At 65.3% G+C, this 20,801-nt stretch carries 26 protein-coding genes; 13 read left to right on the forward strand and 13 right to left on the reverse strand.

The annotated features are described in order from the left end of the window. Window positions 1-101: 101 nt before the first annotated feature. Window positions 102-1,259: a pyridoxal phosphate-dependent aminotransferase gene (locus tag AC56LK_RS16330; protein ID WP_497185543.1), complete on the reverse strand. Its 1,158-nt coding sequence runs from the start codon at window positions 1,257-1,259 to the stop codon at window positions 102-104. A 25-nt stretch (window positions 1,260-1,284) separates the two neighbouring features. Next, the gene (locus AC56LK_RS16335) at window positions 1,285-1,740 is read right to left on the reverse strand and encodes a putative toxin-antitoxin system toxin component, PIN family (protein ID WP_497185544.1); all 456 of its coding nucleotides are present in this window, start codon (window positions 1,738-1,740) and stop codon (window positions 1,285-1,287) included. A gap of 34 nt (window positions 1,741-1,774) precedes the next feature. On the opposite strand from AC56LK_RS16335, the gene yaaA reads away from it, so the two are divergent. Then, complete coding sequence (yaaA, locus tag AC56LK_RS16340) at window positions 1,775-2,545, forward strand: peroxide stress protein YaaA (RefSeq protein ID WP_497185545.1); 771 nt, start codon at window positions 1,775-1,777, stop codon at window positions 2,543-2,545. On the opposite strand, the gene AC56LK_RS16345 is transcribed toward yaaA, so the two are convergent. Continuing rightward, window positions 2,546-3,379 carry an outer membrane protein assembly factor BamD gene (locus AC56LK_RS16345; protein ID WP_497185546.1) on the reverse strand — a complete coding sequence of 278 codons (834 nt, stop codon included), beginning with the start codon at window positions 3,377-3,379 and terminating at the stop codon, window positions 2,546-2,548. 97 nt (window positions 3,380-3,476) lie between these two features. Here AC56LK_RS16345 and AC56LK_RS16350 point away from each other — a divergent pair, with 97 nt between their 5' ends. Both AC56LK_RS16350 and pgeF read left to right on the forward strand, forming a co-directional pair. Next, window positions 3,477-4,502, forward strand: coding sequence for an RluA family pseudouridine synthase (locus AC56LK_RS16350; protein ID WP_497185547.1), 1,026 nt, complete (start codon window positions 3,477-3,479; stop codon window positions 4,500-4,502). Further along, a complete protein-coding gene (pgeF, locus tag AC56LK_RS16355) occupies window positions 4,502-5,278 on the forward strand; it encodes a peptidoglycan editing factor PgeF (RefSeq protein WP_497185548.1) in 777 nt (258 codons plus the stop codon). The genes AC56LK_RS16350 and pgeF overlap by 1 nt, the downstream gene beginning before the upstream one ends. A gap of 25 nt (window positions 5,279-5,303) precedes the next feature. Here pgeF and AC56LK_RS16360 read toward each other — a convergent pair whose 3' ends face one another. Continuing rightward, complete coding sequence (locus AC56LK_RS16360; RefSeq protein ID WP_497185549.1) at window positions 5,304-5,525, reverse strand: hypothetical protein; 222 nt, start codon at window positions 5,523-5,525, stop codon at window positions 5,304-5,306. Window positions 5,526-5,584: 59 nt separating this feature from the next. On the opposite strand from AC56LK_RS16360, the gene phaC reads away from it, so the two are divergent. The 4 genes from phaC to AC56LK_RS16380 all read left to right on the forward strand — a co-directional run bounded on the left by phaC (window position 5,585) and on the right by AC56LK_RS16380 (window position 10,855). Continuing rightward, window positions 5,585-7,336, forward strand: a complete 1,752-nt coding sequence (phaC, locus tag AC56LK_RS16365; RefSeq protein ID WP_497185550.1) for a class I poly(R)-hydroxyalkanoic acid synthase — start codon at window positions 5,585-5,587, stop codon at window positions 7,334-7,336. A 205-nt stretch (window positions 7,337-7,541) separates the two neighbouring features. Further along, window positions 7,542-8,108 (forward strand): polyhydroxyalkanoate synthesis repressor PhaR, encoded by a 567-nt coding sequence (phaR, locus tag AC56LK_RS16370; protein ID WP_497185551.1) that lies wholly within the window; start codon window positions 7,542-7,544, stop codon window positions 8,106-8,108. A gap of 126 nt (window positions 8,109-8,234) precedes the next feature. Beyond that, the gene (gene rimO, locus AC56LK_RS16375; RefSeq protein ID WP_497185552.1) at window positions 8,235-9,677 is read left to right on the forward strand and encodes a 30S ribosomal protein S12 methylthiotransferase RimO; all 1,443 of its coding nucleotides are present in this window, start codon (window positions 8,235-8,237) and stop codon (window positions 9,675-9,677) included. 14 nt (window positions 9,678-9,691) lie between these two features. Beyond that, complete coding sequence (locus AC56LK_RS16380) at window positions 9,692-10,855, forward strand: cystathionine beta-lyase (protein ID WP_497185553.1); 1,164 nt, start codon at window positions 9,692-9,694, stop codon at window positions 10,853-10,855. A 28-nt stretch (window positions 10,856-10,883) separates the two neighbouring features. On the opposite strand, the gene AC56LK_RS16385 is transcribed toward AC56LK_RS16380, so the two are convergent. After that, on the reverse strand, window positions 10,884-11,246 hold the full coding sequence (locus tag AC56LK_RS16385) for a DUF4870 family protein (RefSeq protein ID WP_497185554.1): 363 nt from the start codon (window positions 11,244-11,246) through the stop codon (window positions 10,884-10,886). Between the two features lie 106 nt (window positions 11,247-11,352). Continuing rightward, window positions 11,353-11,802 (reverse strand): thioredoxin TrxC, encoded by a 450-nt coding sequence (gene trxC, locus AC56LK_RS16390; RefSeq protein WP_497185555.1) that lies wholly within the window; start codon window positions 11,800-11,802, stop codon window positions 11,353-11,355. Window positions 11,803-11,920: 118 nt separating this feature from the next. Here trxC and AC56LK_RS16395 point away from each other — a divergent pair, with 118 nt between their 5' ends. Genes AC56LK_RS16395 through AC56LK_RS16405 form a run of 3 tightly spaced genes read left to right on the forward strand, consistent with a single transcriptional unit; the run spans window position 11,921 to window position 13,891 of the window. Then, a complete protein-coding gene (locus tag AC56LK_RS16395; protein WP_497185556.1) occupies window positions 11,921-12,700 on the forward strand; it encodes a DUF72 domain-containing protein in 780 nt (259 codons plus the stop codon). Then, on the forward strand, window positions 12,694-13,476 hold the full coding sequence (locus tag AC56LK_RS16400) for a Mut7-C RNAse domain-containing protein (protein ID WP_497185557.1): 783 nt from the start codon (window positions 12,694-12,696) through the stop codon (window positions 13,474-13,476). Before AC56LK_RS16395 ends, AC56LK_RS16400 begins: the two co-directional genes overlap by 7 nt. Before the next feature lie 4 nt (window positions 13,477-13,480). Beyond that, the gene (locus AC56LK_RS16405; RefSeq protein ID WP_497185558.1) at window positions 13,481-13,891 is read left to right on the forward strand and encodes a hypothetical protein; all 411 of its coding nucleotides are present in this window, start codon (window positions 13,481-13,483) and stop codon (window positions 13,889-13,891) included. Window positions 13,892-13,900: 9 nt separating this feature from the next. Here the strand turns inward: AC56LK_RS16405 and AC56LK_RS16410 are convergent, their stop codons facing one another. After that, entirely contained in the window at window positions 13,901-14,320 is a 420-nt protein-coding gene (locus AC56LK_RS16410) for a hypothetical protein (RefSeq protein WP_497185559.1), read from the reverse strand. A gap of 108 nt (window positions 14,321-14,428) precedes the next feature. After that, complete coding sequence (locus AC56LK_RS16415; protein ID WP_497185560.1) at window positions 14,429-14,590, reverse strand: hypothetical protein; 162 nt, start codon at window positions 14,588-14,590, stop codon at window positions 14,429-14,431. Between the two features lie 156 nt (window positions 14,591-14,746). On the opposite strand from AC56LK_RS16415, the gene AC56LK_RS16420 reads away from it, so the two are divergent. Further along, window positions 14,747-15,469, forward strand: coding sequence for an AAA family ATPase (locus AC56LK_RS16420; RefSeq protein WP_497185561.1), 723 nt, complete (start codon window positions 14,747-14,749; stop codon window positions 15,467-15,469). A gap of 35 nt (window positions 15,470-15,504) precedes the next feature. On the opposite strand, the gene AC56LK_RS16425 is transcribed toward AC56LK_RS16420, so the two are convergent. Beyond that, window positions 15,505-15,828 (reverse strand): DUF1330 domain-containing protein, encoded by a 324-nt coding sequence (locus tag AC56LK_RS16425; protein WP_497185562.1) that lies wholly within the window; start codon window positions 15,826-15,828, stop codon window positions 15,505-15,507. Between the two features lie 38 nt (window positions 15,829-15,866). Beyond that, window positions 15,867-16,280, reverse strand: coding sequence for a hypothetical protein (locus AC56LK_RS16430; protein ID WP_497185563.1), 414 nt, complete (start codon window positions 16,278-16,280; stop codon window positions 15,867-15,869). A gap of 183 nt (window positions 16,281-16,463) precedes the next feature. On the opposite strand from AC56LK_RS16430, the gene AC56LK_RS16435 reads away from it, so the two are divergent. Both AC56LK_RS16435 and AC56LK_RS16440 read left to right on the forward strand, forming a co-directional pair. Then, the gene (locus tag AC56LK_RS16435) at window positions 16,464-17,438 is read left to right on the forward strand and encodes an IS1595 family transposase (RefSeq protein WP_497185564.1); all 975 of its coding nucleotides are present in this window, start codon (window positions 16,464-16,466) and stop codon (window positions 17,436-17,438) included. A 102-nt stretch (window positions 17,439-17,540) separates the two neighbouring features. Then, a complete protein-coding gene (locus AC56LK_RS16440) occupies window positions 17,541-17,930 on the forward strand; it encodes a cupin domain-containing protein (protein ID WP_497185565.1) in 390 nt (129 codons plus the stop codon). A gap of 51 nt (window positions 17,931-17,981) precedes the next feature. Here the strand turns inward: AC56LK_RS16440 and AC56LK_RS16445 are convergent, their stop codons facing one another. From AC56LK_RS16445 to serB, 3 genes are all read right to left on the reverse strand, one after another. After that, entirely contained in the window at window positions 17,982-18,404 is a 423-nt protein-coding gene (locus tag AC56LK_RS16445) for a hypothetical protein (protein WP_497185566.1), read from the reverse strand. A 77-nt stretch (window positions 18,405-18,481) separates the two neighbouring features. Next, on the reverse strand, window positions 18,482-19,666 hold the full coding sequence (locus AC56LK_RS16450) for an SGNH/GDSL hydrolase family protein (protein ID WP_497185567.1): 1,185 nt from the start codon (window positions 19,664-19,666) through the stop codon (window positions 18,482-18,484). 283 nt (window positions 19,667-19,949) lie between these two features. Further along, the gene (serB, locus tag AC56LK_RS16455) at window positions 19,950-20,801 is read right to left on the reverse strand and encodes a phosphoserine phosphatase SerB (protein WP_497185568.1); all 852 of its coding nucleotides are present in this window, start codon (window positions 20,799-20,801) and stop codon (window positions 19,950-19,952) included.

The raw sequence follows: 20,801 nt of genomic DNA on the forward strand, positions 1-20,801 counted from the left end.
CCGTTGCGCATGCAGTCGATGCAGATGCATCCCCAGGCCACCAGGTCTTCCTTGGAGACGCCGGACTCCCGGTCGCACGGATGCGCGAACTCACGGGGCAACTACAGGCGGCTCAGGGTCTCCAGCGCCTTCTCGAGCGTCTCGTCCTTCTTCGCAAAGCAGAAACGCACCACACCCGATTCGGTCGGCTGGCTGTAGAAGGCCGACACCGGAATCGCCGCCACCTTCGCCTCCACCGTCAGCCACTTCGCAAACTTCGCTTCCGGCAAATCCGAGATCGCGCCATAGCGCACGCACTGGAAATAGGTGCCATCCGCCGGCAGCAGTTCGAAACGCGAGCCGGCCAGGCCGTCGCGGAACAGGTCGCGCTTCTTCTGGTAGAAGGCCGGCAGCTCCAGGTAGGGCGCCGGGTCGGCCATGTAGGCGGCGATCCCGTGCTGCATCGGGGTGTTCACCGTGAACACGTTGTACTGGTGGACCTTGCGGAATTCCACGGTGAGCGCGGCGGGGGCGGCGACGTAGCCGACCTTCCAGCCGGTCACGTGGTAGGTCTTGCCGAAGCTCGAGATCACAAAGGCGCGCTCGGCCAGCCTGGGGTCGCGCGCCACCGAGGCGTGCTGCGCGCCGTCGAAGACCATGTGCTCGTACACCTCGTCGGACAGGATCAGGATCTCGGTGCCCGCCACGATCGCGGCCAGCGCCTCCAGGTCGGCGCTGCGCAGGATCGAGCCGGTGGGATTGTGGGGCGAATTCACGATGATCAAGCGGGTGCGCGGGCTGACCGCGGCTGCCACCCGGTCCCAGGACACGCTGTAGCCCTGCTGGCCGACCTGCATCGCCACCGGCACCGGCACGCCGCCCGCCAGCGCGATCGCGGGCAGGTAGCAGTCATAGGCCGGTTCGATGACGATCACCTCGTCGCCCGGGTGCACGCTGCACAGGATGGCGTTCTGGATTGCCTGCGAGGCGCCGTTGGTGACGGTGATCTCGGCGGCCGCGTCGTAGCGGCGGCCGTAGAGCGTCTCGAGCTTGGCGGCGATCGCCGTGCGCAGGGCCGGCACGCCGCTCATGAACGGATACTGGTTATGGCCGGCGCGCATGGCTTCGTCCACCAGGTCGATCAGCCTCGGATCGCAACCGAAGTCGGGGAAGCCCTGGCCGAGGTTGACGGCGCCGTGCTCCATGGCGAGCTGGGACATCTGGGTGAAGACGGTGGTGCCCACGGCGGGCAGGCGGGTACGCAGGACTGGGGTGCTCATGATGGAAGAAAGAATCGCAATGGCCTTATTCTAGCGCGGCTGCGGAATGTGCCTTGAGCCAGGCCTCGGGCAGCATGATCTTGAACAGCCCTTCGCGCGCGGTGCGCCGGGCCAGCTTGAGCAGGGCCTTGTCCTTGGTGACCAGCACCTCGGCGCCGGCGTCGCGGGCGATCTCGAGGAATTTCTGGTCGTCGCGGTCGGTGCAGACCGGCAGGCGCACGTGCTTCGCGTCCGGCGCCACCACCCGCAGCAGGGTATCGAAGCGCTCGATCGCCCGGGCGCGGCTGGTTTCGTCGAGCGGCAGGTGAGGGTACTTGAGCACCGCCAGGTATTCGTCGCGGCAGTCGGCGCGCGTCACCGCGACCAGGGCGCCGGATTCCAGCGCGGCCAGCAGGGGCGCCCAGCGCGGGTCGTGGAACACGAACAGGTCGAGGCAGACATTGGTGTCGATGACGATGGGTTTTGATGGAACGGGTATCATGTGGGAAATTTTTTTCTAGAAACTGTCTGAACCGATGCTGATTGTCCTGTCGCCCGCAAAATCCCTCGACCTCGAATCCCCAAGCACCACCAAGAAGAGCACCACACCGGACTTCATCCCGCGCGCCGCCGAGCTGATCGAGGTGCTGCGCGGCTATTCGCCGGGCCAGGTCGCCGAGTTGATGGATTTGTCGGATACGCTGTCCATGCTCAATGTATCGCGCTATGCGCACTGGAGCGAAGACCATGACGGGGCGCGCCAGGCGATCATGTCCTTCGATGGCGACGTCTACACCGGCCTCGATGCGCGCAGCCTGAGTGCGAAAGAAATCGACTACGCGCAAAAGCATCTACGCATACTGTCCGGCCTGTATGGCTTGCTGCGTCCGCTGGACCGCATGCATCCCTACCGCCTGGAAATGGGCACGCGCCTGAAGAACCCGCGCGGCAACAACCTGTATGCCTTCTGGGGCGACAGCGTGACGGAGGCGCTCAAGGCCCAGATCGCGGCGACCAAGGCCAAGGCGCTGGTCAACCTGGCGTCGGAAGAATATTTCAAGTCGGTCAAGCCGAAGCTGCTCGAGGCGCCGGTGATCACGCCGGTGTTCGAGGACTGGAAGAACGGCAAGTACAAGATCATCTCGTTCTTCGCCAAGCGCGCCCGCGGCATGATGGCGCGCTATGCGGCCCAGCACGGCATCAAGGACCCGGAACAGCTGAAGGGCTTCGACGTCGACGGCTATGCCTTCGACGCTGCGGCTTCCGGCGAGCACACCTGGGTGTTCCGCCGGAAACTGGCAGCCTGATTACAGGGCGTCCTTCGGAGCGGCCTTCGGGCCCGACTTCGACCAGAAGCGCCACCACGGCGCGTCGCCCACCGCGTTCGGATTCAGGAAGCGGCTGTTCGGGTAGTTCAGCAGCAGCACCCGCTGGGTGTCGTCGCGCAGCACCGGCATGCCGAGCTTGTCGTAGGAGCGCACCATGAGGAACAGCGCTTCTTCGCGGGCCGGCGCATCGCTGTATTCCTGCACGGCGAGCTGGGCGCGGTTGAGTGCAGCAAGGAAGGCGCCGCGGCGGTAGTAGTAATTCGCCACGTGCACTTCGTACTGGGCCATGGCGTTGACCAGGTAGTTCATGCGTGCGATCGAGTCTTCGCGATACTTACTGTTCGGGAACTTGTCGACCAGGGCCTTGAAGGCGGCGAAGGCTTCGCGGGTGGCCTTCGGGTCACGCTCGGTCGGGTCCTGCGAGTAGATGAAGCTCAGGAAGCCCAGCTGGTCGTTGAAGTTGATCAGGCCACGCAGGTAATACATATAGTCGACCTGGGCGTGGTTCGGGTGCAGCTTGATGAAGCGCTCGACCGCGGCCAGGGCCTGGGCCTGGTCCTGGGCCTTGTAATGAGCGTAGGCAATTTCCATCTGCGCTTGCGCGGCATAGGTGCCGAACGGGTAGTTGGATTCCAGCCGCTCGAACAGCTTGATTGCCGCTTCATAGTGGCCGCCGCTCATCTCATCGCGTGCCTCAGCGTATAATTTCTCCGCTGTCCAATTTTTGGTGTCGTCATCCGACTTCGGCAGGATGCTGCAGGCGGACAGACTCAGGGCCAAAGCGGCAACCAACACAGACAATTTTTTTTGCATAGCTCTTTGCAAGAAAGTTTTACCTAGATTCAACGAACGGCTGATTATAGCCGATGGGACTCACGTGATATTAACTCCTGCGCCGAATTCGGCGGAAATGCCTCTCGACCCCGATCTGGACGAGACCTTGGACGATGAACTGGAGGGCGGGTTCGAGCTCGGCGCCGGTACCGACCTCTCGCCGATCACCCTGCAGCTGACCCCAGAGGCTTGCGGCCAGCGCCTCGACAAGGTGGTCGCCGGCCTGGTGCCGCAATTCTCGCGCAGCCGCCTGCAGCTGTGGTTCGAAGGCGGCTTCGTCAAGGTCGACGGCAAGCCCGCGCGCGGCAAGGATACCGCCTACGGCGACGAAACCGTGCTGATCGAGCCGCAGGCCGCGCCGGAAGACACCGCCTTCGCCCCGGAAGCCATGGCACTCGACATCGTGCACGAGGACGAGGACATCCTCGTCATCAACAAGCCGGCCGGCCTGGTCGTGCATCCGGGCGCCGGCAACTGGTCGGGTACGCTGCTGAACGGCCTGCTGCACCACTGCCCGCAACTGGTGGGCGTGCCGCGCGCCGGCATCGTGCACCGCCTCGACAAGGACACCAGCGGCCTGATGGTGGTCGGCAAGACCCTGGCCGCGCAGACCGACCTGGTGCGCCAGCTTCAGGCGCGCACCGTCAAGCGCGAGTACTTCGCGCTGGTCTGGGGTACGCCGCAGCTGTCCGGCACCATCAATGCCTCGATGGGCCGCCACCCGCGCGACCGCGTCAAGATGGCGGTGTCCTCGGGCATGTTCGGCAAGCCGGCCATCACGCACTACAAGCGCGTCGCCAGCGGCGACCTCGACCGCCGTCCGGTCTCGCTGGTGCGCTGCAGCCTGGAGACCGGCCGCACCCACCAGATCCGCGTCCACATGCAGCACCTGGGCTTCGCGCTGGTGGGCGACTCGGTCTACGGCAAGCAGCACCTGGTACCGGTGTTCCACCGCCAGGCCCTGCAGGCGCGCCGCCTCGGCCTGGTGCACCCGGGCACGGGCGAGCCTTGCGAATGGACGGTGCCGCTGGCTGCCGACTTCGCCGAACTGATCGCCAAGGCCGGCATTCCGGAACCGGGCGACGACGACGCCGAGGAATGATGGAGCGCTCTGCACTGGTCTGGCCCGACTGGCCCGACCTGCCGGCAAACGTCGGCGCGCTGGCCACCAGCCGCGATGGCGGCGGCAGCCAGGGTCCGTATGACGACGGCAAGGGTGGCGGGGGACTCAACCTCGGCATGCATTGCGGCGACGACCCGGCAGCCGTGCGGCTCAATCGCGAACGCCTCCAGGCTTATTTGCCGGGCCGTCCTGCCTGGATCGCCCAGGTCCATGGCGCCGACGTGGTCGACGCCTGCACGGTCGGTCCGGACCAGCCGGTGCGTACCGGCGACGCCAGCATCGCGACGGATGTGGGCGTGGTCTGCGCGATCCTGACCGCGGACTGCCTGCCGGTGCTGTTCGCCGACCTCGACGGTAAAGTAGTGGGCGCGGCCCATGCCGGCTGGCGCGGGCTGGCGGCTGGCGTGCTGGGCGAGACCGTGCGCGCCATGCGCGCGGCCGGCGCCGGCGAGATCACTGCCTGGATGGGGCCGGCGATCGGGCGGGAAGCCTTCGAGGTGGGCGAGGACGTGCGCGCCGCCTTCATGGCTGCCATGCCGGGAGAAGCGACCCTGGCCGCGTTCAGGCAAAAATCTGACCAAGCGGTAAAATTCTTGGCAGATATGCCGGCGCTGGCGCGCCTGATGCTGGCGCGTGACGGCGTCACGCGTGTTCATGGCGGCGATCTTTGCACCGCCAGCGCGCCGCAGCGCTTCTATTCCTACCGCCGCGACGGCGTGACCGGCCGCCAGGCCAGCCTGATCTGGATCAAATGAGTGGTGCGGGCCTGGGCGAGAATGCTCAGTCGCCGCCACCGCCACCGTCGCCCGCCGACCCTGCTGTCGCGTTGCGCGCCTGCGCTTCACGCCGCGCACGCCGCCGTTTTGACCCCGTGAGATAAAAAACAATGGATAATGGCAGGGCGCAATAGAACAGGAAGGTCATCAAGCCGTGCACGATGGTCGGTTCGGTCGCTGCCATCAGGGCGACCACGTAAATCCAGGCAACGGCGACGATCCACATGAGCTTCTCCAAGGTTTCTACTCTGTACTGTACCCCGATTCTAAACAACGGACGCCGACATGAACATGCCTGACCCCCAAGCTTTTGCCGCCTCCTGGATGACCCAGTTCGCCGACCCCAGCCTCTGGCAGGGCTGGATGACGATGCCGACCATGCCGGGCATGGCGCCCCAGGCCGCCGGAGTCAACCCGTTGGCCGGCGTGCTGAAGGATGTCGGCGCCGGCATCGCACCGGCCAAACTCGAAGCCATCCGCGACGACTACCTCAAGAAGGCCGGCCAGCTGTGGCAGGACTTCGTCAGCGGCAAGACGCCCGAGTTCCATGACAAGCGCTTCTCGTCCTCCGAGTGGCGCGAACATCCGATGTCGGCGTTTTCCGCCGCGTCCTACCTGCTGAATTCGGAATTCATGCTGGCCCTGGCGGATGCCGTCGAGGCCGGCCCGCGCGAGCGCCAGAAGATCCGTTTCGCGGTCCAGCAAATGGTCGATGCCATGTCCCCGGCCAATTTCTTCGCCACCAATCCGGAAGCGCAGAAGAAGCTGATCGAGACCAAGGGTGAAAGCCTGACCAAGGGCCTGGCGAACATGCTGGCCGACATGCACAAGGGCCGCATCTCGCAGTCCGACGAATCGGCCTTCGAAGTCGGCCGCAACGTCGGCACCACGCCTGGCCGGGTCGTGTTCGAGAACGAGCTGTTCCAGCTGATCCAGTACACCCCGGCGACCCCGACCGTGAAGGCGGTGCCGCTCTTGATGATCCCGCCCTGCATCAACAAGTTCTACATCCTCGACCTGCAGCCGGAAAACTCGCTGGTGCGCTACGCGGTGGAGCAGGGCAATACCGTGTTCATGGTTTCCTGGCGCAATCCGGACCGCACGCTTGGCAACGCCGGCTGGGACGACTACGTCGAGACGGGCGCGATCAAGGCGATCGAGGTGGCGCGCGAGATCAGCGGCCAGGACAAGACCCACGTGTTCGGTTTCTGCGTCGGCGGCACCATCGCCGCCACCGCGCTGGCGGTGCTGGCGGCGCGCGGCCAGCAGCCCGCTAGCAGCCTGTCGCTGCTGACCACGCTGCTCGACTTCCAGGACACCGGTGTGCTCGAAGTCTTTGTCGACGAAGCCCAGGTGGCCTTGCGCGAGCAGGCCCTGGGCAGCGGCGGCCTGATGCCGGGCCGCGACCTGGCCACCACCTTCTCGGCCCTGCGGCCGAACGACCTGGTGTGGAATTACGTGCAGCAGAACTACCTCAAGGGCAAGGAACCGCCGGCCTTCGACCTGCTGTACTGGAATGCCGACAGCACCAACTTGCCGGGCCCGATGTTCTGCTGGTACCTGCGCAACACCTACCTGGAAAACAAGCTCAAGGTGCCGGGCGCGCTGAGCGTCTGCGGCGTGCCGGTCGACCTCGGCAAGATCGAGTGCCCTGTCTTCCTCTACGGTTCCAAGGAAGACCACATCGTGCCCTGGGAAGCGGCCTTCGCCTCGATGGACCTGCTGAATCCGAGGAACCCGAAGGCCAACCGCTACGTGCTGGGCGCCTCGGGCCACATCGCGGGCGTGATCAACCCGGCCTCGAAGAACAAGCGCAGCTACTGGATCAACGACAAGTCAGGCAAGGCCCGGCCGAAGACGGCCGAGGCCTGGTTCGCCGGCGCCACCGAGCAAAAGGGCAGCTGGTGGCCGGAGTGGGCCAAGTTCCTGGCCGAGAACGGCGGCGCCGACGTGGCGGCGCCAGCGGCCTTCGGGAACGAACGCTACCAGCCGACCGAAGCGGCGCCGGGCCGCTACGTCAAGGCCAGGGCAGACTGACCGCGCACATATCAAAATAACCACGGAAGTTTGTAGTCTAATAATTGCTGCACCTGCGCGCAGGTCGTGGTATGGTGTGGGCTTGTCCGTCCCGCTGGGCAACAATCGTCCTTGCGGAACGGGCTCCGGACCGGCTTCTTTGGTAAGCAATCAAGAAAAATAGCGTGCGGTCGACGCTACCGCAACGCACAACATGAGACATGAAATGAGTAGTGTGAAAAAGAGTGCTGAACGCCTGATCAAGAAGTATCCGAACCGCCGTCTGTACGACACCCAGACCAGTTCCTACATCACCCTGACCGACGTGAAGCAGCTGGTGCTCGACGCCGACGAGTTTACCGTCGTCGACGCCAAGAGCAACGAAGACCTGACCCGCAGCATCCTGCTCCAGATCATCCTGGAAGAGGAGGCCAACGGCGTCCCGATGTTCTCGAGTTCGGTACTGGCCCAGATCATCCGCTACTACGGTCACGCCATGCAGGGCATGATGGGTTCCTACCTCGAGAAGAACGTGCAGGCCTTCACCGACATCCAGAACAAGTTCACCAGCAATGCCGCCGGTGCCCTGGAGGGCAAGCCCTTCAGCCCGGAAATGTGGACCCAGTTCATGAACGTCCAGGGCCCGATGATGCAGGGCATGATGAACAACTACATCGACCAGTCGAAGAACCTGTTCCTGCAGATGCAGGAGCAGATGCAGAACCAGAGCAAGGCCATGTTCGGCGCCTTCCCGTTCCCGGGCATGACTCCGCCGCCGGCCGATAAGAAGTAAGCAAGAAGTCGTCGTTTTACGACACTCGCCGGCCCTGTCCTGGGCCGGCATTCCTCCCCACCGGTTCCCCCGTGGGACCCGCTTCGGGTACAATCGCGGATTGCCCAGATTCCTTGTCGTCCGCCCATGACCGAACTTCGCCGTATTCCGTCCTCCGCCAATGCTGCCGTCGCTGAGCCAGCCCCTTCGCTCGTCATCCCGAGCCCGGCCGCAGGCGTCGCCGCGCCGAAAGTCGGCTTCGTGTCGCTCGGCTGCCCGAAGGCGCTGGTCGATTCCGAGCAGATCCTGACCCGGCTGCGCGCCGAGGGCTACCAGACCGCCAAGTCGTATGACGGCGCCGACCTGGTCATCGTCAACACCTGCGGCTTCATCGACGCCGCGGTGCAGGAATCGCTCGACGCGATCGGCGAGGCGCTGGCCGAGAACGGCAAGGTCATCGTCACCGGCTGCCTGGGCGCCAAGAAGGATGCCGCGGGCGACGACATCATCACCAAGGTGCACCCCAAGGTGCTGGCCGTGACCGGCCCGCACGCGGTCGCCGAGGTGATGGAATCGGTCCACCTGCACCTGCCGAAGCCGCACGACCCCTTCCTCGACCTGGTGCCGGACCACGGCGTCAAGCTGACCCCGAAGCACTACGCCTACCTGAAGATCTCGGAAGGCTGCAACCACCGCTGCAGCTTCTGCATCATCCCATCGATGCGCGGCGACCTGGTGTCGCGCCCGATCCATGAGGTGCTGCAGGAAGCCGAAAACCTGTTCAAGGCCGGCGTCAAGGAACTGCTGGTGATCTCGCAGGACACCAGCGCCTACGGCGTCGACGTCAAGTTCCGCACCGGCTTCTGGAACGGCCGCCCGGTCAAGACCCACATGACCCAGCTGACCGAAGAACTGGGCAAGCTGGCGCGCCAGTACGGCGCCTGGGTGCGCATGCACTACGTCTACCCGTACCCGCACGTCGACCAGGTGATCCCGCTGATGGGCGACGGCCACGTGCTGCCTTACCTCGACATCCCGATGCAGCACGCGCACCCGGACGTCCTGAAGCGCATGAAGCGCCCGGCCAGCGGCGAGAAGAACCTCGACCGCATCCTGGCCTGGCGCAAGATGAACCCGGACCTGACCATCCGCTCGACCTTCATCGCCGGCTTCCCGGGCGAGACCGAAGCGGAATTCGAATACCTGCTGGACTTCCTGCGCGAAGCGCAGATCGACCGCCTGGGCTGCTTCGCCTATTCGCCGGTGGAAGGCGCGACCGCCAACCTGCTCGACAATCCGGTGCCTTCAGCACTGCGCGAAGAGCGCCGCGCCCGCGTCATGCTGCTGCAGGAAGAAATCTCGCTCAAGCGCATGCAGGCCAAGGTCGGCAAGACCATGCGCGTGCTGGTCGACGAAGTCGGCGCCCGCGAAGCGATCGGCCGTACCGCCGCCGACGCGCCGGAGATCGACGGCGTGGTCCACATCAAGCGCGCCCTGGCGCCGGGCAAGGCCAAGCCGGCCGTGGGCCAGTTCATCGACGTGATGATCACCAAGGCCGACGCCCACGACCTGTGGGCCACGGTGGCCTGACACCGGTAGCAAACATGACCCAGAAGACCGTCCAGACTTCCCTGATCCACAGCGATTACGAAGCCCCGGGCGGCTTCGACGCCTTCCCGCCGGGCGTGCACCGCGCCTCGACGGTGCTGTTCGAGAACGTCGCCGCGATGCGCTCGGGCCAGTGGAAGGACAAGACCTCCTATACCTACGGCCTGCACGGCACGCCGACCACCTTCACGCTGGAAGCGCGGCTCGCCCGGATCGAGGGCGGCAAGCACTGCCTGCTGGCGCCCTCGGGCCTGTCGGCGATCGCGATGATCAACTTCGCGCTGCTCAAGAGCGGCGACGACGTGCTGCTGCCCGAGAACGTCTACAACCCCAACCGCGAACTGGGACGCTGGCTGTCACAGGACTTCGGCGTGAGCGCACGTTTCTACGATCCGATGATCGGCGCCGGCATCGCGGCGCTGATCCGGCCGGAGACCAAGCTGGTCTGGGCCGAGGCGCCGGGTTCGGTGTCGATGGAAGTGCCGGACCTGCCGGCGATTTGCCGGGCGGCGAAGGAGAAGGGCGTGCCGGTCGCGCTCGACAACACCTGGTCGGCCGGCCTGGCGCTGCGCGGCTTCGACGTGGGCGCGGACATCGTCATGCACGCGCTGACCAAGTACCAGTCGGGCGGCGCCGACCTCTTGATGGGCGCGGTGATCACGCAGGACCGCGCGCTGAACGACCAGCTGGCGCAGGCGCATATGCGCCTCGGCCTGGGTGTGGGCGCCGACGATGCCTACCTGGTGATGCGCGGCCTGCCGAGCATGAAGCTGCGCTTCGAGGCCCATGACGCCGGCGCACGCAAGGTGGCGGCATGGCTCAAGGCCCGTCCCGAGATCGCCAAGGTGCTGCATCCGGCCTTCGAGGATTGTCCGGGTCACGCCAGTTGGAAGCGCGACTTCCAGGGCGCAGGCGGCCTGTTCTCGGTGCTGTTCGATCCGCGCTATACGGAAGTGCAAACCGACCGCTTCGTGGATTCCCTGACGCTGTTCGGCCTGGGCTACAGCTGGGGCGGTCCGAACAGCCTGGTGATGCCTTACCGGATCCGTGCGATCCGCAGTCAATGGCAGGAAGAGGGCGTGCTGGTGCGCTTCAATATCGGGCTGGAAGACACGGACGACCTGATCGCCGACATCGAACAGGCGCTGGCAAAGCTGTGAGCCGGCAGTGGTGCCGGCTCATTGACACTCAGCCCGGCATCGACCGGTTGCTGTTCAGGTCGACGAAGCCGCGGATGATGCGGTAGGCGGCCCACAACCAGGCCGCGCCCCACACGACGACGGCGATCGGGATGCCGATGATGGTGGCTGCCATCACCCAGGCGACGACCGACCAGACCAGGTACCACCAGAACGAACGGATCATCCAGCTGTGGTGCGAATACACGATGGTGCCCTGGGTCTCGGGGCGCTTGACGTAGTTGACGATCAGTACCAGGATCGACAGCAGGCCGGCCGAGAACAGGAAAGTCAGGGCGTGTGCGACATACAGGATGCGCGCGAACTGCTTGGCGTCCTCGGTTCCGCGATCCATTACCAGGTCTTGCGACATCAGCTTTCTCCTCTGTGGGAAACCGGGAACGCCCCGTATGCGACGCATTGTAGCAGCGAGTGCTGCTGTTTTGCCAACATGAGGGCGATAACGCCTTTCTTCAAGATCAGCGCAGCTGCGATTCGACCCAGGCGACCAGCCGGCCGGCATCCATGGCGCCGGCCTGGCGTGCTACTTCGCGGCCTCCGCGGAACAGGGCGATCGTCGGGATGCTGCGGATCGCGAACCGGGCCGACAGGTCCTGGCTGCGCTCGGTGTCCACCTTCAGCAGGCGCAGCGCCGGCTCGAGCCGCTGCGCCGCCTGCGCGTAATGGGGCGCCATCATCTTGCAGGGTCCGCACCACTCGGCCCAGAAATCGACCAGCACCGGGATGTCGTTGCGGGTGACGTGTTTCGTGAAGCGTGCGCTGTCGACGTCGAGCGGACGGCCATTAAACAGCGCCTGGCTGCACTTGCCGCACGCCGGCGCATCGCGCAGGCGCTCGGCGGCCAGCCGGTTCACCGCATCGCATTGCGGGCAGACGATATGGATGGGCGCATTGATCGACGCATTCATCGCTTTCTCCTCCGTTCAACGTGGCGATTATTGTAAGCCCATCATCCTGCATCCGCTGGCATGCGCCGCCGCACTCCGGCATTCCGTAGAATCGGGCCATTGCCATTTTTGCCAGACCATGACCGATCAACCGACATCACCCGGCCGCCTGCTGGTCGGCTGCGCGGGCTGGAGCCTGCCGAAGGCCGACGCCGCCCACTTTCCCGTCGAGGGCAGCCACCTCGAGCGCTACGCCGCCGTGTTCCCGGCGGTGGAGATCAACACGTCCTTCTACCGCCCGCACAAGCCCGATACCTACGCCAAGTGGGCGGCCTGCGTGCCGGAGGATTTCCGCTTCGCGGTCAAGGTGCCACGCACGATCACGCACGAGGCCCGCCTGGAGGATGCCGGGGCGCTGCTGGAGCGCTTTGCCGCCGAAGCCGGCCAGCTCGGCAACAAGCTGGGCTGCCTGCTGGTCCAGCTGCCGCCGAAATTCGGCTTCGTCGACGAGCCGGCGCGCACCTTCTTCCACCAGTTGCAGGAGCTGCTCGGCTGTGCGGTGGCTTTCGAAGCCCGCCATCCGAGCTGGTTCTCCGAGGCTGCGACCGCGCTGCTGACGGAGAGCGGCGTCGCGCGCGTGATCGCCGACCCGGCGGCCGGCCAGCCCGGCCCGCACGTGCCGACCAGCGGCGACACCGTGTACGTGCGCCTGCACGGCAGCCCGCGCATCTATTACTCGCGCTATTCGGCCGAGTACGTCGAGTCGGTGCGGCGCGAACTGGCGCGCCAGACCGCCGCCGGGCGCAGCTGCTGGTGCATCTTCGATAACACGGCGGCTTTCGAAGCCGTGCCGAACGCGCTGCAGCTGCTGCATGGAGCGGCGTTGGACGAGACCGCGATCCTGCCGCCGCCATGGTGAACGCCAGCTTCCGCTTCTATGACAGCCTGGGCGACTTCCTGCCGCGCGAGCGGCGCGGCCGTGAATTCGACACGCCCTGTGCGCGCGAGGCCACCGTCAAGCACATGATCGAGGCGCTCGGCGTGCCGCACACCGAGGCTGAGCTCATCCTGGTCAACGGCGAGCCGGCCGGCTTCGAGCAGCTGCTGCACGAGGGCGACCGGGTGGCGGTCTATCCGGCGTTCGGACAACTCGCGCCTGACCTGGCGCGGCCACTGCGGGCCTGGCCGGAAGGGCGGCTGCGCTTCGTCGCCGACGCCCACCTGGGTGGCCTGGCCCGGCTGCTGCGCATGGCCGGCTACGACACCCTCTACGACAACCACTACCACGACGACGAGATCGAAGCGATCGCGCGCGAGGAGGGCCGGGTGCTGCTCACGCGCGACCGCGAGCTGCTCAAGCGCCGGACCGTGGAACTCGGCTGCTACCTGCATGCGATCGACCCGCCGGAACAGCTGCGCGAACTGTTCGCGCGCCTGCGCCTGGGCGGGGGCATGCGTCCGTTCACGCTGTGCCTGCACTGTAACCTGCCGCTGCGTCCCGTTGCCAAGGACGAGGTGCTGGCGCGCCTGCCGCCGCGCGTGGCCGAGACCCACGATATATTCACCACCTGTGATGCCTGTGGCCGGGTGTACTGGAAGGGCTCGCACCACGCGCGCATGCGGGGACTGCTGGAGGGCGTGGCGGTGGCGTCGACTGAGGTAGAATTGCCGCCGACCCCTGACGCCATCCAATGACAGCGTGACTGAACCCGTTTCGCCGTTTCCCTTTCCTGTCCGCGTAGAGTGCCCACCCGGCGCCTGCGTGTGCGAGCGCGAGCGCGTCATGGCCGACCCGCAGGCCGACCACCGTCCGCTCGCGCTGACCCGCCAGCAGGAACAGAAGCTGGTCGAGCGTATCGAGCGCGTCGAGAGTTACGAAGACCTGAAGCACGTGCAGGCCCTGATCCGGAAAAACCTGGGCACCGAGCTGCGCATCGAGCCGGGACCGAACGAGGTGCGCACGGTGCGTGGGATCATCGTCGTGCTGGAAGAAAAGCCGGGCCTGTGCAAGAAGGCGCGCCAATCGGTGCCGGCGGCAGTACGCCGCTGCCTGAGCGAACGGCCGGAGATCGCCTATGCGCTGCTCGATGCCCACGACCTGTTCGGCTAGGGCGGGAGGCTAGCCGGCCAGTTGTAAGCCGTTCTCTTCGCACCAGCGCTGCAGCGCGGTCCGCGTGACTTCTTCGTGAAATCGTTCCCAATCTTCAGCTGCGCCACGCTCTTCCAGCAGGCGGGCGAAGCCTTCGGTGTTCCGGTCGCGGAGCAGGTCGCGCACCGTGTCCTGGTCCTCGGCCAGGTAGGTGGCGGCGAAGCGAAGAACAAGTCCGTCTCCGATGCCGAGCGTACCCGCGGACGGCACAGGAACGTAGGCTTCGTTACTGCCGCTTGTCGTCGGCATGGGCGCCTCCTCGTCCGTGTACTCGTCGTTCAGGAGGTGGATCATGCCGGTCTCGCGCGACACCATGGCCGTGACCGTACCGCCGCCATCCTCGACCATCATGGCCGCCCCTTCGAGTTCATCCAGGTTGACTGTTGACATGGCTAATCCTCTGCGAGCAATCGGGAGCGAACAGTATGAAGCGGGTATGCGCGGCACCTGCGCACGGTTGACAGCCAATGAAGAGCGATGGCGCGGCGCTAGTAGGGGTCAGATCTCGTCCTCGATCAGCCCAGTCGGCAAACTTTCCGCATACACCGGAACGGAGGGTAGTTCATGAAGGAAGACCAATCGATCGCTGGTGAGCATATCCTCTTCAGCAAGCGCTGCCCCGAGTTGGACTTCATGGCTGTCATTCGATTTCTCGAGCATAATTTCTCCCTGATGCGTGAGCAGATGCGCCTACAATAAGTCAGGATGCTGCGCTGCACAATTCAAGAGGACTTGTATTCTTGTAGGTCTTTCCCTACCCCATGGGAAAGGCTGCTGCAGCTGCGACGTCATTCCTTACGCCATGAGAGGGCCACGATGCTCGGTATAAAACCTTACTTGCGCTCGGTGTCGATCGATCCGCACGCAGACGTGGATCTCGATACCTATCCGTTCACCATTCCTGCAGTGCGGGACATGGGCGTGCTGGACTTCGACCCCAAGGTCACTTTCTTCGTCGGCGAGAACGGCGCCGGGAAATCGACCGTACTGGAAGCCATTGCGGTAGCGCTGGGGCTGCCAGCCGAGGGTGGGCCACGCAGCGTCCACCGTCCCCAGCAAGAGGTTTCACCCCTTCACCGGCACCTGAGGCTGAGCAAGGGATACCGGCAGGCGCAACACGCCTACTTCCTGCGCGCCGAAAGCATGTTCAATGTGTTCAGCTACATGGACGAGGTGAACGGGAGTACCCGCAATGGCGCCGGTCTGCACCGGCGCTCCCACGGGGAAGCCTTCGCCGAGCTGCTGCTGAATTTCCGCGAAGGCGGACTCTACCTGCTCGACGAACCCGAGGCCGCGCTGTCGCCGAACCGCCAGCTTGCCGCCTTGCGCATCATCGATGGGCTGGTGAAGGACGATTCCCAGTTCATCATCGCCACCCATTCGCCGATCCTGCTGGCGTATCCAAACGCGCGCATCCTCTGTTTCGACGACAGCGGCATTTCACCGATCGCCTACGAAGACACCGAGCATTACGCGACCACCCGGGATTTCCTCAACCACTATCCGCGCCGGGTGGAGCAGTTGCTCAGGGATGAATAGGAGCGCTTGCGGTCACGGGCTTGTCAACGGACGCTTCAGCCTGTAAGAATGTCGGTGGCCACATGGTCGTCGGGCACACCAGCAACCAGGAATATCGCTCCACTGGCGTGGCCGGTCCGCAGCGGCAGGATTGCCTGGTACGCGGGCGATGCGTACCACTGCCGCGCCGCCTCGATGTCGGGAAATTCGATAACGATCAGGTCGCCGCGGAATTCTCCTTCCAGCAGCTCGACGGGATCGCCATGCACCCGGAATTTCCCGCCGAACGGGGCCAGGGTCGCATCGATTCCTTTCAGGTAGGCGACGATGGCTGGGCCCATTTCCACCCTGGTCAGGTGGCCGACCGCGAATGCACTCATGGTGTTCTCCTGTCTGAAGATTTATGTAGGTAAGTGCCTCAGGCCAGCGCGGCACGCGCCTGCGCTGCAAGTGGCGATCGCTTCAGCCCTAGCCATTCGACCCGCGCGATGACGAGTACGAAGACGGCTTGCGCTACCAGGTAGGCGATACCCAGCCGGTTCGGTCCGGGGAGCGAGGCAAGCGCCAGGCAGCCGACGGCCCACCCGACATTGCCAATAACGACAAGCCCGACCATCGCTTTCCTGACCGACTTGCTGTTGGCGAGCACGATCAGCAGGCCCACGTACGCCGCGAGAAATACGCCGCTCCCCGTCAGTAACATGGAGGGCAACTGCAGGTGGCTGGCGAGCAGATCAGGCAGGCTCAACTGCAACACGACAAGTGCGGCGCAGGCCAGCGCATCGGCGATCAATGCGACCCGGAGGAAACGGCTTGGATAAATCGAGCTCATGGCATTCTCCTTTCATGCGACTGCCGGGATGGCTGTCAGTGCGTGCAGTGTCTTCCCGGCCGCGCATCGCGGCAATTACCTGTGACGTAATAGGCAGGCGCTGTCACCACTAGCTATAGATGAGGATTGAACTGCTGAGCTCTCGCATGGTCCAAGTTCTGTCCGCATCGACAGGAACCGGCCATGAAAGCGCCCAGCTTCACAAAATGGTTTGCACAGCTGCCCGCCCTGAACGGGCCACAACGACTGCAAACGCTTGCAGCCCTGCATCCTGCCGCCGGGCTCGACCAGGTAATCGCCCTGATCGGGCAGATTGGCGCGGCTAAACGCCAATGTCCGCGCTGCGCATGCGAACGCTATTATCGGCATGGACAGGCCAACGGCTTGCAGCGCTACCGTTGCCGCGAATGCAGGCGCACCTTCAACGACCTGAGCGGCACGCCGCTGGCACGGCTGCGGCTGCGTGACAAATGGCTTGACTACCTGGTTGCCATACTCGATTCGAAACCGATCCGTGCGGCGGCCAAGCAGGTGGAGGTGCACCGCAATACCGCCTTTCGCTGGCGTCACCGCTTCCTGGATCGGGTCAGGCACGACCGGCCGCGGTGCCTGAACGGCATCGTCGAGGCCGACGAAATGTTCATGCTGGAGTCCCAGAAAGGCGCGCGCAAACTGGAGCGGCCGCCGCGCAAGAGAGGTGGCCGGGCCAGCAGGCGCGGGATCTCACGCGAACTCGACTGCATCCTCGTTGCGCGTGACCGCAGCGGTCAAACCATCGACGCACTCGCCGGCCGCGGTGCCCTGACGGTGGCCCAGCTGGAGCACCACCTCTTGCCCAAGCTCGACAGGCACGTGCTGCTGGTCAGTGATGCGAACGCCGCCTACCGTGCTTTCTCCCGCAAACATGGCGTCGCCCACGAGGCAGTGAACCTGAACGCGGGCGAGCGGGTCCGGCGCGGCAGCGCCGGCGCCATCCATGTCCAGAACGTCAATGCCTATCACCAGCGCTTGCGCGAATGGCTGGCCCGTTTCCACGGCGTGGCCTCGCGCTATTTACCGAATTACCTGGGCTGGCGCTGGGCACTCGACGGCGGACGGATTTCTTCTGTTGAACAATTGCTGCGCATCGCGATCGGAGTCATCCATAGGCAATGGTGACAGCGCCAATAGGCAAGCCTGCGCCGTACGCGTTTTGCTTGGCTCTTATACAATGTGGACGAAGCGGCAAGCGCCGCAAGTTTCGTTTTCAGGAGAAGAACAATGTCGGGCTATAGCATCAACATCGAAGAGCGTACCCTCAACGGAAACAACTTCCGCGAAGTGTTGTACACCACGAAACGCAGCCAGCTGGTCATCATGACCTTGCAGCCGGGCGAGGAAATCGGCATGGAACACCATGAGGGCCACGACCAGTTCATCCGCGTCGAAGCGGGCGAGGGCGTGGCGATCCTGGACGGCGAGAAGCATGCGCTGGAAGACGGCGTGGCGGTAGTGATCCCGGCCGGCACCGAGCACAACGTCATCAATACCTCGCAGACCGAGCCGATGCGCCTGTACACGCTGTACACCCCGCCGGAGCACCCGGACGGCATCGTCCACGCCACCAAGGCCGAGGCGGACGAGTACGAAAAACACCACCACGAGGCTTGATCCAAAAAAAGGGCCGGCATTCCTGCCGGCCCTGGTCGTCCGAGCGTTCGCTTAGCGGCGCCAGTGATACGGGAAACGCGTCCCGATATGGCCACCCCAGCCGCGATGGCGTCCCCAGCCACGGCCGAAGTCGAAACCGAGCCCGATCGAGATCGGCGGGTAGTAGTAGCGCGGCTGGTACACCGGTTCCGGCACGTACACGGGCTGCGGCACATACACCGGTGCCTGCTGCACATACACGGGCTGCTGCTGGACGATCACCGGCGTGCTGCTGTAGGTCGTGCTCGTGCCCGTCTGGCCGGCAGCGGCGGCGCGCGCGCCCGTGCCGAGCGGCACCGGCGTCACCGATACCACGTGCCACTGGCTCGGGTCGCCCGAGCGGGAATAAGCCTGGCTGGCGTAGGGGTTCGGGCCGGGCGCGGCGCAGCCGGCCAATACGGCCAGCGATGCGCTGACGATGATGAGTTTCTTCATGGCGGTCCTCCTGATTTTCCCATAATAAGAAAACCCGGTCGTCTTGCCGCGCGGCTTTACAGCTTGTTACACTCGCATCACGCCAGCATGGCCGTGAGTTCGCCGAGCGGCACGGCGGCGGCCAAGGCCTGGCAGCCGGCATCGTTCGGGTGCAGCCAGTCACGGCTGTTGTACGCGCTGCGCAGGCGTGTCGGCGCGGCCGGATCGCGCAGCACCATGTCCCAGTCGATCAGCGTGTCGAATTCGTTCGCCGTGCGCAGCCAGCTGTTGACCTGCTGGCGCACCGCCTCGCGCGCCGCCGTGTAGTAGACGAAGCCGGCCATTGGCGGCAGGGTCGCCCCCATCGCCCCGATGCCGCGTGCGTGCGCGCGCGCGATCAGCTGGCGGTAGCCGGCAATCAGGTCGTCGCGCATCTCGCTCAGCGCCGTCCCCGAAGCGTACACGATGTCGTTGATCCCGATCGCCGCGATGACGGCGCTGACACCGGGCGTCGCGAGCACGTCGCGGTCGAAGCGTTCCAGCACGTCGCGGCCGGCCAGCAAGGCGTTCGGGTCGTCCAGCAGCAGGCGGTTGCCGGCAATGCCGCGGTTGACCACGCCGATCCGGCCCGCCGCACCGAGTTCCGCCTGCAGGCGGCGCGCAAGATAGTCGGGCCAGCGCCGGTTCTGGTTGCCGGTGCTGCCCTGGCCGTCCGTGATCGAATCGCCGATGGCGACCACGCAGCGCGCGCCGCCGTCGACGTCGAGCTCGGTGAGGAAAGGCCAGGAGGCGATCGAGCGCGAGACAGTGAAGCCGGTATTGGCCGTGAAATTCCCTGCAGTGGACACGTAGTTGGTCTGCCAGGAATCGCGGTGGATCGAGGTGGCGTACACGGTACCCGGGAAATACAGGCTGACCGCCACGTCGGCAAAGGGCGCGATCTGCAGCTCGACGGGATCGGACACCATGGGCGAGCCCGGCTGTATGGTGACCGAGGTCCGGCCGCTGAAAGTCAGGGCATGGTTGGACCCGGCCACCACGGCCTGGCCGGCATTGCGCAGGCCGATCTGCGCCGCGCCGATCGTCAGCGGCGCGCTGCCCATCTCGTTCGACAGCCGCACCCGTACCCGGTTGCCGCCGATGCTGGCGCGCACGATCATGCGCAGCGTTTGCGCCGTGAAACTCATGGTGCCGGCCGACGGCGGCGGCCCAGCGGGCGCACAGCCCCAGGTCGCACACCAGCCCGGACGCCATGATTGCGCCTGGGCGAAAGGCGGGGCCATGACGAGCGATCCGGCCAGCGCGGATACACCGAGCAGGAATTGCCGGCGGCCGCGACGGGGGCCGGAACGAGAAAGATACGACGCGCGGGAAGCCGGGATAGACATGGCGTGTTCCTGTCGAACGAGGTGCAGCCGCGGCGCGGCCGCATCACCAACATAGACCAGCAGCGTCGCTCACCCAAGCGCGCGCGTCACAGCCTTTGCGCTGGCTCGTACTTGGGCGCAGAACTATCTATTCGCAGGAAACTAATGCAAACGGCGAGGGTTCACGCGTCCATGAGAATTATTTCTGCAAGATTGTCAGGAGGCCATCCAGGCCCGAGAAATTCAGTGCCACGGATGCCTGGGCGCGCACGACGGGCTTGGCGCGGAAGGCTACCGACAGGCCGGCGATGCCCATCATCCTGAGGTCGTTGGCACCGTCGCCCATGACGATGGCCTGGCGCGGGTCGAGTCCGTATTGCGCGCACACGCGCTGCACGGTGCGCATCTTTTCTTCCGCATCGACGATGCCGCCGAGCACACGGCCGGTCAGCTTGCCGTCCGCCACTTCCAGCACGTTGGCATGGGTGACGTCGAGCGACAGGCGCTGCTGCAGGCGCTCCGTGAAGAAGGTGAAACCGCCCGATACCAGCAGGGTCTTCAGCCCGGCCGCCCGCACCGCCTCCAGCATCGCTTCGCCGCCCATCGAGATGCGCAGGCGCTCGTCGTAGACGCGCTGCAGGGCGCCGGCGTCGAGGCCTTCGAGCAGGGCCACGCGGCGCGCCAGGCTGGCGGCGAAATCGAGTTCGCCGCGCATGGCCGCCTCGGTGATCTCGGCCACCTGGGGCTTGAGCCCCTGCATGTCCGCGATCTCGTCGATGCACTCGATGGTGATCAGGGTCGAGTCCATGTCCATCGCCACCAGGCCGAAGTCGCGCAAGCTGCGGCCGGCTTCGATGAAGCAGGCATCGACCTGGGCTTCGAAGGCAGCCGCGTCGATGCGCTGTTTCAGTTCGGCGGAGAAGGCCACATCCTCGCACCGGACTGCGTTGTCGCCGAGGCGGGTCACGCGCGCCGGGGCGGCGATTGCAGCCAGTCGGTCGAGCGTGTCGGAAGAGGCCTGCGGCCCCTGGAGCACCAGGTTCATGGTCAT

The sequence above is a fragment of the Telluria sp. ZB4P36 genome, assembly GCF_059685865.1.